General features: G+C 58.2%; 10 protein-coding genes, 1 tRNA gene and 1 pseudogene. 2 read left to right on the plus strand and 10 right to left on the minus strand.

Annotation, left to right across the window (positions count from 1 at the left end):
• Window positions 1-7 precede the first annotated feature (7 nt).
• The 7 genes from ACI5GA_RS09125 to ACI5GA_RS09155 all read right to left on the minus strand — a co-directional run bounded on the left by ACI5GA_RS09125 (window position 8) and on the right by ACI5GA_RS09155 (window position 8,881).
• Window positions 8-940, minus strand: a complete 933-nt coding sequence (locus tag ACI5GA_RS09125) for a D-2-hydroxyacid dehydrogenase (protein ID WP_421422601.1) — start codon at window positions 938-940, stop codon at window positions 8-10.
• A gap of 130 nt (window positions 941-1,070) precedes the next feature.
• Window positions 1,071-1,364 carry a YcgL domain-containing protein gene (locus ACI5GA_RS09130; RefSeq protein WP_404639021.1) on the minus strand — a complete coding sequence of 98 codons (294 nt, stop codon included), beginning with the start codon at window positions 1,362-1,364 and terminating at the stop codon, window positions 1,071-1,073.
• Window positions 1,361-2,494 (minus strand): ribonuclease D, encoded by a 1,134-nt coding sequence (rnd, locus tag ACI5GA_RS09135; protein ID WP_404639023.1) that lies wholly within the window; start codon window positions 2,492-2,494, stop codon window positions 1,361-1,363. The genes ACI5GA_RS09130 and rnd overlap by 4 nt, the downstream gene beginning before the upstream one ends.
• Window positions 2,495-2,627: 133 nt before the next feature.
• Window positions 2,628-3,293 carry a class I SAM-dependent methyltransferase gene (locus tag ACI5GA_RS09140; RefSeq protein WP_421422602.1) on the minus strand — a complete coding sequence of 222 codons (666 nt, stop codon included), beginning with the start codon at window positions 3,291-3,293 and terminating at the stop codon, window positions 2,628-2,630.
• The gene (locus ACI5GA_RS09145) at window positions 3,286-4,935 is read right to left on the minus strand and encodes a phosphoethanolamine transferase (RefSeq protein WP_421422603.1); all 1,650 of its coding nucleotides are present in this window, start codon (window positions 4,933-4,935) and stop codon (window positions 3,286-3,288) included. The genes ACI5GA_RS09140 and ACI5GA_RS09145 overlap by 8 nt, the downstream gene beginning before the upstream one ends.
• 359 nt (window positions 4,936-5,294) lie before the next feature.
• The gene (locus ACI5GA_RS09150; RefSeq protein WP_404639029.1) at window positions 5,295-6,965 is read right to left on the minus strand and encodes a GMC family oxidoreductase; all 1,671 of its coding nucleotides are present in this window, start codon (window positions 6,963-6,965) and stop codon (window positions 5,295-5,297) included.
• 227 nt (window positions 6,966-7,192) lie between these two features.
• On the minus strand, window positions 7,193-8,881 hold the full coding sequence (locus tag ACI5GA_RS09155) for an NAD-dependent malic enzyme (RefSeq protein ID WP_421422604.1): 1,689 nt from the start codon (window positions 8,879-8,881) through the stop codon (window positions 7,193-7,195).
• Between the two features lie 395 nt (window positions 8,882-9,276).
• On the opposite strand from ACI5GA_RS09155, the gene ACI5GA_RS09160 reads away from it, so the two are divergent.
• Both ACI5GA_RS09160 and ACI5GA_RS09165 read left to right on the plus strand, forming a co-directional pair.
• On the plus strand, window positions 9,277-10,374 hold the full coding sequence (locus tag ACI5GA_RS09160; RefSeq protein ID WP_421422605.1) for a carboxynorspermidine decarboxylase: 1,098 nt from the start codon (window positions 9,277-9,279) through the stop codon (window positions 10,372-10,374).
• 27 nt (window positions 10,375-10,401) lie between these two features.
• Window positions 10,402-11,640 carry a saccharopine dehydrogenase NADP-binding domain-containing protein gene (locus tag ACI5GA_RS09165; protein ID WP_404639035.1) on the plus strand — a complete coding sequence of 413 codons (1,239 nt, stop codon included), beginning with the start codon at window positions 10,402-10,404 and terminating at the stop codon, window positions 11,638-11,640.
• A 68-nt stretch (window positions 11,641-11,708) separates the two neighbouring features.
• On the opposite strand, the pseudogene hepT reads toward ACI5GA_RS09165, so the two are convergent.
• The 3 genes and pseudogenes from hepT to purC form a co-directional block, all read right to left on the minus strand.
• A pseudogene (gene hepT, locus ACI5GA_RS09170) lies at window positions 11,709-12,014 on the minus strand (type VII toxin-antitoxin system HepT family RNase toxin); the annotation flags it as partial.
• 61 nt (window positions 12,015-12,075) lie between these two features.
• Window positions 12,076-12,165, minus strand: a tRNA-Ser gene (locus ACI5GA_RS09175).
• Window positions 12,166-12,256: 91 nt separating this feature from the next.
• Complete coding sequence (gene purC, locus ACI5GA_RS09180) at window positions 12,257-12,970, minus strand: phosphoribosylaminoimidazolesuccinocarboxamide synthase (protein ID WP_404639037.1); 714 nt, start codon at window positions 12,968-12,970, stop codon at window positions 12,257-12,259.
• Between the last annotated feature and the right edge of the window lie 52 nt (window positions 12,971-13,022).

Raw genomic sequence — 13,022 nt, forward strand, 5'->3', positions numbered from 1 at the left:
CCCGACCTCAATACCCCTTCGCGAAATCCACTTCCCCACGCAACGCTTCACCCGCCACATACGCATTCAGATTCTCGACGAACAATCGGGTCATCGCAGGCGGTGAGGTCGGGGCCGAGCTGTGGCCGGTCAACAGCAGCCCCCAAGCCGTCCAGAACGGATGGCGCTGCGGCAACGGCTCCTGACGGCAGACGTCGATCACGGCGCCCGCCAGATGCCCCTCTTTCAACGCGTGAACCAGATCGGCATCCACCACCGCCACACCACGTCCGACGTTGATGAACAACGACGACGGCTTGAATTGGGCAAACAGCTTCGCGTCGTAGATATCGTGGGTTTGCGGGGTATTCGGCAACAGGTTGATCACGAAGTCCGCGTCGGCCACCAGTCGGGGCAGATCGTCCAGCGCCCCCACTTCGACGAACGGCGCGAGCGTACGTGACGTCGAGGCCACGCCATACACCTGCACCCCAAACGGCACCAGGAACTGCGCCACGCTGACACCGATATCCCCCGTGCCCACGATCAGCGCCTTGCGCCCGGCCAGACTCAGGCCAGGCCGGTTATCCCACTTGCGCTCGACCTGGCTCACCAGCCGCGCCAGCACCTCGCGCTCATGCACCAGCATGTAAGTCAGTACGAACTCGGCCATGACTTGGCCAAAAATCCCCACGGCGCGGGTCAATCGATAATTGCGGTTGAGGCCCTCGGCCAGCAACGGCGTGATTCCCGCCCAGGTCGATTGTGCCCATTGAGGTGCATGGCCCTGGCGCAGCAGCGTGGCGAGCAGATCAGGCTGACCCAGCCAGATCGGCGCATCTACCGCCATTTTCGCCAGTTCGGCAGAGTCGCCGCTGCTCAGGATTTCAATGTCGGGAGCGGCCTTGCGCAGCAAATCGGTGTAAACGGCGTAATCGTGTTCGGCAATCAGAACGCGCATGAAATCAAAACTCGAAAAAACAGGACATGCGACCGCCGGGCCCCGGGCTGCGCTCGTTCAACGGCGAAGACGCCCCTCGACCCACAAACGGCCTGGTATACCCCTGCGATGAATGGCAGGGGATCAGCGATCAGACCGGATCGTTGCGGCGCAGCAACTCGTCGGGCAGATGCTCGATGTACTCTTCCTCGGCGGGCGGCATCTGCAGGTGATAACCCTGTTTTTCCAGATTTTCCAGCACCGTGTGGATGTCTTCACGGGCCAAGGTGCGCTCGGGACTCAGCACCAGATCGAACGCGTGTTGCGGCTTGCCGAACGCGGTGAGCAAACCTTCTGGAACCCGCTCCAGCGCCTCGCTCTTGAGCACGTAGAGGTACATTTCGTTTTTGCGTGGGCTTCGATAGATGGAGCAAATCTGTTTCAAGGCTGTTCTCCGGCAGTGGCCAGGCTGTCGAGCAGCATCTGGCCCATCAACTCACGGCGCCAGCCACGCAGCGAATCGGGCAGTTGGTAGGGACCGTCAGGGAAACCGGTCTTGAGCAAGGCTTCGAGCGTCTTCTTGCGCAGCATCAGTTCCGGCGCCATGTTCAGGCGTTCCGCTTGCTGCTGACCAATGCTGCGCAGGCGCTTCAATACATTCGATGCTTCGATGGGCAGTGGCTCCGGCAACGCCGGAGGCCAGAGATCAGGCGATACGTTGCCTGCCGTCTTGATCAGGTTCAGCAGGAATTCGCCGTCCTGACGTACGGTCTTGGGGTGCATGTCTTCGATTTTCGCCAGCGCGCCCAGGTTGTCCGGCTGACTCTTGGCCAGCGGCCACAGCGAGTGCTCACGCAGGATGCGGTTGCGAGGCTGATCGCGCAGGCGGGCCTGCTGCTCACGCCAGGCGCACAGCTCGCGCAGCACGTTCAACTGCGCGCGAGACAGTTTCCACGCCAGCTTGGCTTCACGATAGATCTCATAAGGGTCGGTCTCGCGGCGCAGGTTGGCGACCAGTTCGGCGCCATCTTCCAGGACCCAGGCGTACTTGTCGTCTGACAAACGCGGGCGCAGCAGGGCATACACCTCCGCCAAATGCACGGCGTCTTCCGCTGCGTAGCTGATCTGAGTCTCTGACAGCGGACGCTGCAACCAGTCCGAACGGGTCTCGCCTTTGGGCAGTTCGATGTTCAGCACGTCCTGTACTAGACGCGAGTAGCCCATCGAGAACCCCAGGTTGAGGTAGGCCGCCGCGAGCTGGGTGTCGAACAAGGGCACAGGCAGGCTGCCGGTCAAGCGCAACAGCACTTCGAGGTCTTCACTGCAGGCATGCAGAACCTTGATGACGTCGGTGTTTTCCAGCAGCGCAGACAGGGGCGCCCAATTGCCGATCAGCAAAGGGTCAATCAGAAAGGCACGGGCACCGTCGCCGATCTGCAACAGACCCGCGATGGGATAGAAGGTGTCGACCCGCATGAATTCGGTGTCGAGCGCGACGAATGGCAGTTTCTGCCACTCGGCGCAGTGGTGGGCGAGGCTGTCGTCGTCGCGAATCCAGTGAATATCGATGGCCACACGGCTCTCCCTTGAAGAATGGCGCGCAGTATATATCGCTCAGGGCGTTTACCGGGCATCCGTCCTGCAAGTCTTGAACAACTTCATCTTCCGCGTTTATCGATAACGCCCTGTCAGACGACCGCCCATCGGATTAATAACCGGATTTGCGCAGCACATACACGCGCCACATGGCATAACCCGGGAGAAAATCGTGGTGGCCGACCATACGAAAACCCGCGTCGAGAAACTCCGACTCGATCTGACTGCGGCACACCACGAAGCGGTTGCGTGGCGTTTGCGTCCCCCCTAACGACAACCGATGCTGCTCCTGACGCTTGCGGCGCCAGGCTTTCAGGTTGCCATCGACCCACAACGCGACGATGGCCGTGTCACGGGTCACGCGATAGAACTCGTCAAGAATAGCCCGGCGCTGGTCACTGTCGGCGATGTGATGAAACAGGCGCATGCAGAAGATGCAATCCACCGCATTGGCCGACAGATCGATGGAGAGCGCTGAGCTCTGGAACGTCCGGATGCGCTTGCGCACCTCGATCGGGGATTGCGTCTCGGCAATGTCCAGCATGTCGATGGAGGGATCCGCCGCCAGGATCACCCGATTGGCGTGCTCGGCCAACACCGGCCAGAACCGCCCGGCACCGGACGGCAAGTCCAGCACCAGACCAGGATCCCCCGCATCACGCAAGGCCAGACGCGCCAACTGTGCGTCGCGCCACAGGCTCAAACGCCGCGCCAGTCCCTGCTCATGGCGGTGAACATAGTCCCGCAGCGAACGTTGATCCGTCGTGTGCTCATTCATTGGCCAGTACCCCATCCGTGTAAATACCCCGGCAGCCCGCGAACATGTCCAGCGCCGGGTTGTAGACGCTGGTGTGAACCTGCAACAGCCCCAACATCGAATGGAACAGGTTGTCCTGACTGAGCGGGGCATTGCGCTCTTTCTGCAAACAATGAGTGTCCACGGCGAACGACTGCTGATAGTTATCGGAGAACCAGGCGATCATCGGCACATGTTTTTGTTGATCCGGAGCCAACAGATAAGGCGTGCCGTGCAGGAACAAATTATATTCACCCAATGACTCACCGTGGTCGGACAGGTACAGCATCGCAGTGTCCACTTTATTCTGGTTGCTGCGCAATATATCGATCAACGACGCCAACACATGATCGGTGTACAGCAAGGTATTGTCGTAACCGTTAATGATGCTGTCGCGAGAACAGTTATTCAGCGCATTACTTTCACAGACCGGTGTAAACTTTTCGAATTCTTTTGGGTAACGCTTGAAGTATTCAGGTCCGTGACTGCCCATCTGGTGCAATACCAGCACCGTGTCCTTGTCCAGGTGATCGATGAAGTTCTGCAGGCCTTGCAACAGGATCTCGTCACGGCATTCGTTGTTGGCGCACAGCACGGGGTCCTTGAGATTGCTGACGTCTTGCAGGGTCACCCGGTCGCAGGTGCCTTTGCAGCCCGACTGGTTGTCACGCCAGATCACGTCAAGGCCCGCGCGCTTGAGCACGTCGAGCATGCCTTCCTTGTTTTTGGCAACGCTGGCGTCGTAATCCTTGCGGCCCATGTTGGAAAACATGCACGGCACCGACACGGCGGTCTCTGTGCCACAGGAGTGCACGTCGGTGAACGTCAGCAGGCCGCGCTCTTTCTTCAACTGAGGCGTGGTGTCACGGTTGTAGCCCAGAATACCGAAGTTCTCGGCACGCGCGCTCTCGCCCACGACCAGCACTGTCAGGGACTTGCGCTTGTGCTGTTGCCACTCACTGGCCAGTTTCGCGTCTTCGCCAATGGCCACGAACGGTTGCTGGGCAGACTTCACCTGCTCGCTCAAATACCCCATCGAGGCGCCAATGTAGTTGCTTGGCACCACCATCAGGCGCAATTCATGGTGATTGCGAAACAACGAGGACAGCCCCTGATAATTCATCAGCGCCACGCCACCGATCACACTGGCGCTCACCGCGCTGACGATCACCTTGCTCAGCACTTCACGAGGCCAGCGGCGGTAATGAATAGGGGTCTTCCAGAGAATCACCGACGGCACGAGGCCAAGAAATAACAAGTAAGCCAACAGTTTCAAGGACAACAAACCTTGCACTTCGGTGGCATTGGTTTCCGCAAAGTTACGAAACATGCCTGAATCGATCAGCACGCCGTATTCACTCATGAAATACGCAACACCGGCACTGATCATGAACAGCGTGATCAATACAGGCTTCAAAACTCTCTTGAACGCAAACAGCGTCAGAACAATATTGAATACACACAACACCATGATCGCGAACGCACTGCGCAGCAAAAGCCCCTGACCGGTGAAGTCAGTGATGGTGAATAAATGCCGCCACAGCGTGAGGTTAAACCCGGCCAATAAGAAAACACTGGCGAGCAGGGTCGCAAGCTCCGGACGAACTGCTTTTACGTTCAACATGGGAATCTGTGTGCCTGAAAAATGAGAGCGTCGGACGAAAGACTGAACGCTTTCCCGATGCCGCAAACTTTAGGGCGGGCGCTATCAATTTTTTGTGAAAAGGATGCGAACAAAAGGTCTGGTTTGGCGGCTTTTGTTGCAGGAAAAATCCACACTCAAACCCAAGCGATATCTCGCCTGTAGAGACGCTGTTGCCGATCAAGCATCTCCTGTGCGTGCCGGCTTGCTGGCGAACGAGATCCTTCACTCAGCTCATCCATAGCTGACCCAACGCTTTCGCCAGCAAGCCGGCTCCCACAAGAATACGACTCACCTGAGACAGTCGATGCACTCATTACCGGCAGCAGGCCAGTGAAGGCCTACAAAGGATCTGCGGCATAATCAAACGCCTTGACCATGCCAATCCCGCTGGAGCTGTCAGTCACACGCGCATCCTCAACAATCATCTGCGCCGCCTTCTCCGCAATCATCACCGTGGGTGAACAGGTGTTGCCGGACGTAATGGTCGGCATGATCGACGCATCCACCACGCGCAAACCCGGTACGCCCCGCACCCGCAGCCGCTCATCGACCACAGCATCCATCCCCTGCCCCATCTTGCAGGTGCCTACCGGATGAAAAATGGTGGTGCCAATGGTACCCGCGGCCTGGCGCAATTCTTCTTCGCTTTGCAGGCTCGCACCGGGCAGGTATTCCACCGGCTCGAAAGGCGCCAGCGCAGGCGCAGCGGCGATGCGGCGGGTCAGGCGGATGGCGTCGGCGGCGGTTTTGAGGTCGGTTTCGTGACTGAGGTAATTAGGACGGATGATCGGCGCGGCATCAGCCAGTGCCGAGCGGATTTGCACACTGCCCCGGCTTTGCGGACGCAGATCGCAGACGGATGCAGTAAAAGCCGGAAAGCCATGCAACGGCTCGCCAAAGCGCTCCAGCGACAGCGGCTGAACGTGGTACTCAAGATTGGCGCTGGTCTGCTCCGGACCTGATCGGGCAAACGCACCCAACTGGCTCGGCGCCATCGCCAACGGACCGCTGCGATTGAGCGCGTAGCGCAGGCCCATGTTCATCTTGCCCCACAGGCTGCTCGCCATTTGATTGAGGGTATGGCCGTTGCTGACCTTGTAGATCAGCCGCAACTGCAAGTGGTCCTGCAGATTGCTGCCAACGCCAGGCAGTTCGTTGCGTACCTCAATGCCGAGCTTTTCCAACAAGGGTCTCGGGCCGATGCCCGAGCGCTGCAAGACCATCGGTGACCCCACCGAGCCGCAACACAGGATCACTTCTCGACGCGCGCGCAACGTCTGTTCCTGATGGCCGACCTTTGCCAACACGCCGCTCGCCCGGCCATTCTCGAACACGATGCGTGAGACCTCGACGCCGGTCATGACCGTCAGATTTGGACGTTGGGCAATTGGGCGCAAAAAAGCTTTAGAGGCATTCCAGCGCACACCGCGCCGCTGGTTCACCTGGAAATAACTGCAACCTTCGTTGTCGCCTCCGTTGAAATCGGAAATCGAGGCAATCCCGGTTTGCGCCGCCGCTTCACGAAACGCGTCAAGCAAGGTCCACGACAGACGCTGCTGCTCGACTCGCCACTCGCCTTGCGCACCATGCAGGTCGGAGTTTCCGGCGTAGTGGCTTTCCGAGCGTTTGAAGATCGGCAGCACGTCCCGCCAGCTCCAGCCTTTGTTGCCCAGCGCGGCCCACTCGTCGTAGTCCCGAGACTGGCCACGCATATAAATCATGCCGTTGATCGACGAACAACCGCCCAGCACCTTGCCGCGCGGGTAGTTCAGGGCACGCCCATCGAGGCCGGGCTCGGCTTCGGTCTTGAAGCACCAGTCGGTGCGTGGGTTGCCAATGCAGTAGAGATAACCCACTGGCACGTGAATCCAGGGGTAGTTGTCCTGCCCGCCCGCTTCAAGCAGCAGAACGCGATGAGAAGGGTTGTGTGACAGCCGATTGGCCAACAAGCACCCGGCGGGGCCTGCGCCGACGATCACGTAGTCATAGAGCACACTGTCCGTTTGCATGCGTCCCTCGTCGATCATTCTTGTTTTTGTCGAGGGTTCATCCTGCGGGCTTTTGCCGGAAAACAAAAGACCGCCTGCTTCGGCGGTCTTTCGGGATCAGATTACGTCGTGGGAGTCGGCTTGCTGGCGAATGCTCTGTGTCAGTCAGCAAATGCGTATCAGACATTCCGCCTTCGCCAGCAAGCCGGCTCCCACAGGTCCGTATTCATCCTCGGATCAGGCGTTACCTACACCGCGCTACGACGATAGCTGCGGTAGTTCGGCATCCAGAAATGACGCTCGATCGCTTCCACCAACATCTCTTCCGTGGTTTCCAGTGCCACGTTCTCAGCCTGAGCCTGCTTGGCCACGGCCAGTGCGATCTTCTTGCTCACGGCCTGAATTTCTTTCAGCGGCGGCAGCACCGCATCGCCCTTGCCAATGACCATGGGCGAGCATTCAGCCAGCGCGTTGGACGCCGCCATCAGCATCTTGTCGGTGATGCGCGTAGCCTTCGCCGCGATCACACCCAGGCCAATGCCCGGGAAGATGTAGGAGTTGTTGCACTGAGCGATGTGGAAAGTGCGATCGCCTACCGTCACTGGGGCAAACGGACTACCGGTCGCTACCAACGCGTCGCCGTTGGTCCAGGTCAGGACTTCCTGCGGCGTGACTTCAACTTTCGAGGTCGGGTTGGACAGCGGCATCACCAGCGGCTTGGCGCAGTGTTTGTGCATTTCACGGATGATCTGCTCGGTGAACAGGCCACGCTGGCCCGACACACCAATCAGCACCGTCGGCTTGCCATTCGTGACCACGTCCAGCAAGCCTGGATACTCATCGGTAGAAGCCCAGCCCGACACGTCTGCGGCTTTCTGTGCCAGGTTCTTCTGGAAGTCCAGCAAGTTGTCCATGCTATCGGTCAGCAGACCAAAACGGTCGACCATCATCACTCGCTTGCGCGCTTCGGCTTCGGTCAGACCTTCGATCACCATCGCGGCAATGATGTGCTCGGCAATGCCGCAACCGGCGGAACCCGCCCCAAGGAACACCACACGTTGCTGACCCAACGTTTCGTTCTTGGCTTTACATGCCGCGAGCAACGTACCCACAGCCACCGACGCGGTGCCCTGAATGTCATCGTTGAAGCAGCACAGCTCGTCGCGGTACTTCTCCAGCAACGGCATGGCGTTGGTCTGGGCGAAGTCTTCGAACTGCAGCAGTACATCTGGCCAGCGGCGTTGTACGGCTTCGATGAACAGCGCAACGAAGTCTTCGTACTCTTTGCCGGTCACGCGCTTGTGGCGCCAGCCCATGTACATCGGGTCGTCCAGCAACTCCTGATTATTGGTGCCAACGTCCAGCACGATCGGCAGGGTGTACGCCGGACTGATACCACCGCATGCGGTGTACAGCGACAGTTTGCCAATTGGAATGCCCATGCCGCCGATGCCCTGATCGCCCAGACCAAGGATGCGCTCGCTGTCCGTCACGACGATGATCTTGATGCGATCTTTCGTGGCGCTGCGCAGGATGTCGTCGATGCGATCACGGTCCGGGTAGGACACGAACAGGCCGCGGTGGGTGCGGTATATCTTGGAAAATTCCTGACACGCCTGACCCACGGTCGGGGTGTAGATAATGGGCAGCATCTCTTCCAGATGCGAATCCAGCAGGCGGAAGAACAACGTTTCGTTGTTGTCCTGAATCGAGCGCAGGTAGATGTGCTTGTCGAGGTCGCTCGCGCACTGCTGGTACTGGCTGTAAACGCGGGTCACTTGTTCTTCGATGGTTTCAACGTTCTGAGGCAGCAGGCCGATCAGGTTGAAATCCACACGCTCTTGCGGCGTGAACGCACTGCCCTTGTTGAGCAGCGGCATTTCCAGCAGCGACGGGCCTGCGTAGGAAATGTACAAAGGTCGCGAGGTCTTGGTCATCAGTAATCGCCTTTTCTCTATTTGCTCTGTCAATGCGGGCTCAGAAACGGCGCCCCTGAGGTCGATCAAGTCCGACACTCAACGCAGGCCCCTTCTGAAAAATGGGGGTGATGAAAAATCAGGGCGCCTATCTTACTCGCCTAAAGTCGATTGCGACATTTTGTCACTGTCTTGATTGCTAAATGATGGCCGAACGCGAAGGAGACGCCAGTGAAAGAGTTGTCAGGAAAGCACGCCCGCCGACTGCCAACCGAACACAAAATGTTTCAGCACAGGCGGAATTGGGTCACGAACGTCGCATTTAGCGGCAAAAAGTTCCTTTCACCCTTTCGATCCCCTTCGAGTGAAGGCACAATCCCCGTCCTTTTTCGGCTGGCATTGCTGGAGGCCACGAAATGATCAACACGCCGTACTACCTCATCGACAAACAAAAGCTGCTGCGCAACATGGAAAAGATCGCGTATATGCGCGAACACTCCGGTGCGAAAGCCTTGCTGGCCCTGAAATGTTTTGCGACGTGGTCGGTGTTCGACCTGATGCAGCAATACATGGACGGCACCACGTCTTCTTCTCTTTATGAGCTGAAGCTGGGCCGCCAGAAATTCGCAGGCGAGACCCACGCCTACAGCGTCGCCTGGGCAGACGACGAAATCGAAGAGATGCTCGCCAACTGCGACAAGATCATCTTCAACTCCATCAGCCAACTGGAGCGCCACGCCCCTGCCTGCGCCGACAAAGTGCGCGGCCTGCGCGTGAACCCGCAAGTCAGCAGCTCCGACTATCTGCTGGCCGACCCTGCTCGCCCGTTCAGCCGTCTGGGCGAATGGGACCCGGAAAAGATCGAGAAAGTGATCGATCAGGTCACCGGCTTCATGTTCCACAACAACTGCGAGAACGGTGACTTCAACCTGTTCGACCAGATGCTGTCCACCATCGAAGAGCGCTTCGGTCATCTGTTGCACAAAGTCGAGTGGGTCAGCCTCGGCGGCGGCATTCACTTCACTGGCGAAGGCTATCCGCTGGATGCGCTCTGCGCGCGCCTGAAAGCGTTTTCACAGAAATACGGCGTGCAGGTGTATCTGGAGCCGGGCGAAGCCGCGATCACCCAAAGCGCCTCGCTGGAAGTGACCGTGCTCGACACTCTGTACAACGGCAAGCACCTGGCCGTGGTCGACAGCTCCATCGAAGCCCACATGCTCGATCTGCTGATCTACCGCTTGAATGCGAAACTGGCCCCAAGCGAAGGCGAACACACCTACATGGTGTGCGGCAAATCCTGCCTGGCCGGGGACATATTCGGTGAGTATCAATTTGATCGTCCGCTGGCCATCGGCGATCGGCTGTCGTTTGTCGACGCAGCAGGCTACACCATGGTCAAGAAGAACTGGTTCAACGGCCTGAAAATGCCGTCCATCGCAGTGAAACAACTCGACGGTACAGTCGAGGTAGTTCGTGAGTTTGGTTTCGACGATTACCTGTCCAGCCTTTCGTAAGCTGGCGGAAAAGGAGAGAGAAATAAATTGAAGAAGAACGTTCTTATCATTGGTGCAGGAGGTGTCGCCAAGGTGGTGGCCCACAAGTGCGCGCAGCATAACGACGAACTCGGTCGTATTGCCATCGCGTCGCGTAACATCTCCAAGTGCCAGGCCATCATCGACAGCGTCAACGCCAAAGGCAGCCTCAAGGTGCCTGCGGAGATCAAGGCCTACGCCTTGAATGCGCTGGATATCGAAGCGACCAAGTCGCTGATTCTGGAAACCGAATCGCAGATCGTCATCAACGTCGGTTCGTCGTTCCTCAACATGTCGGTCCTGCGTGCCTGCATCGACACCGGCGTTGCCTATCTGGACACGGCGATCCACGAAGAGCCGGGCAAAGTCTGCGAAACGCCGCCCTGGTATGGCAACTATGAGTGGAAACACCTCGAAGAATGCCAACAGAAGAACATCACTGCGATCCTCGGCATCGGCTTCGACCCAGGTGTGGTCAACGCCTACGCGGCCCTGGCGCAACAAGAATATTTCGACCGCATTGATTCGATCGACATCCTCGACGTCAATGCCGGTTCCCACGGCAAATACTTCGCCACCAACTTCGACCCGGAAATCAACTTCCGCGAATTCACCGGTCAAGTGTGGAGCTGGCAGAACAGCCAGTGGACCAGCAACACCATGTTCGAAGTCAAACGCACCGACGATCTGCCCGTCGTAGGCGCGCAAGATCTCTACCTCACCGGCCACGATGAAGTGCACTCGCTGTCGAAAAACCTCGACGTGCCCAACGTGCGTTTCTGGATGAGCTTCGGCGCGCACTACATCAACGTATTCACCGTGCTGAAAAACCTCGGGTTGCTGTCCGAGCAACCGGTCAAAACCGCTGAAGGCGTCGAAATCGTTCCGCTGAAAGTGGTCAAGGCCGTACTGCCTGACCCTGCCTCGCTGGCACCGGGCTACACCGGCAAGACCTGCATTGGCGACCTGGTTAAAGGCACCAAGGATGGCAAAGCGCGCGAAGTGTTCATCTACAACGTCGCCGACCACGAAGAAGCCTTCGCCGAAACCGACAGCCAAGGCATCTCCTACACCGCAGGCGTACCGCCAGTTGCCGCTGCCCTGCTGGTGGCCCGTGGTGAGTGGGACGTGAAGCGCATGGTCAATGTCGAGGAGCTGCCTGCTCAGGCGTTCCTTAAGGCGCTGGACGTGATGGGTCTGCCGACCCGCATCAAGGATGAGAACGGCGACCGTCCCTGGGACGCGTAAGTCGTTGAGAATGAGGTGCGCCCGGTTGGGCGCACTTTGTTTTGAGCTGTAATCTTGCCAAGCCGTCAGGCGGCATCTCTGCAACCCACCACGCCTTTCATGGAAGCTGCGAGCGCAGACTCAACCCACCCGTCCTTGCACAACACATCAAACACGTCCTGAGCGCTCTCAGGAACGCCCAGTTTCTCTCGGCGGATGAGGTGCTGCCCCATATCCTGGGCAGCGGCGCAGGCTCTCAAGATATTCAGAATTGCGGCGTCTATCCGAGACTCGTCGAATGCAAACGTAGCAGGATCCTTTTCATACTCCTCACGAGCCCTGGATGCGCAACGATTAACGGCTGCTGCCTTGCTGATCAGTACGCTATCGCCCATGAGTCCCTTCCAGAAAACAAAAAAGCCCCAGAAGCATAACTTCTGGGGCTTTCATTTGTAATGGCGGAGAGATAGGGATTTGAACCCTAGGTACTGTCGCCAGTACAACGGATTTCGAATCCGTCCCGTTCGGCCACTCCGGCATCTCTCCAACGGCGCGCATCATAACAGCTTGTTGAAAAAACGCGAACCCTTTTTTCAAAATTTTCGCGTTTTTTCAGGCGCTTGCGACGGTTTCCGCTTTAGAGCGGGACGCCGAGGCGATGGGCGACTTCTTCGTAGGCTTCGATGACGTCACCGAGGCCCTGACGGAAGCGGTCCTTGTCCATCTTCTTCTTGGTGTCCTTGTCCCACAGGCGGCAGCCGTCCGGGCTGAACTCGTCGCCCAGGACGATGGAGCCGTCGCTGAACACACCGAATTCCAGTTTGAAGTCGACCAGCAGCAGGCCTGCGTCGTCGAACAGCTTGCTCAGGACATCATTGACCTTGAGCGACAGCTCTTTCATGCGTGCCAGTTGCTCGGCGGTGCCCCAACCGAACGCCACGACGTGAGATTCGTTGATGAACGGATCGCCCTTGGCGTCGTCCTTCAGGAACAGCTCGAAGGTGTACGGGTTGAGCTTCATGCCCTCTTCGACGCCCAGACGCTTGACCAGGCTGCCTGCAGCGTAGTTACGCACGACGCATTCGACCGGGATCATGTCGAGCTTTTTGACCAGCACTTCATTGTCAGCCAGCAGTTTGTCGAACTGGGTCGGAATGCCAGCCGCTTCGAGCTTTTGCATGATGAAGGCGTTGAACTTGTTGTTCACCATGCCTTTGCGGTCGAGTTGTTCGATGCGTTTGCCGTCGAACGCCGAGGTGTCGTTGCGAAACAGCAGGATCAAGCGGTCAGCGTCGTCGGTCTTGTAAACCGACTTGGCTTTGCCGCGGTAGAGTTCTTCACGTTTTTCCATGATGGGCTCCGCTTGCAAATAACGTGGGCCAAACGCCCATTGAGAGTTGGTT

The organism is Pseudomonas sp. Pseu.R1 (assembly GCF_045764065.1).
Lineage (GTDB): Bacteria > Pseudomonadota > Gammaproteobacteria > Pseudomonadales > Pseudomonadaceae > Aquipseudomonas.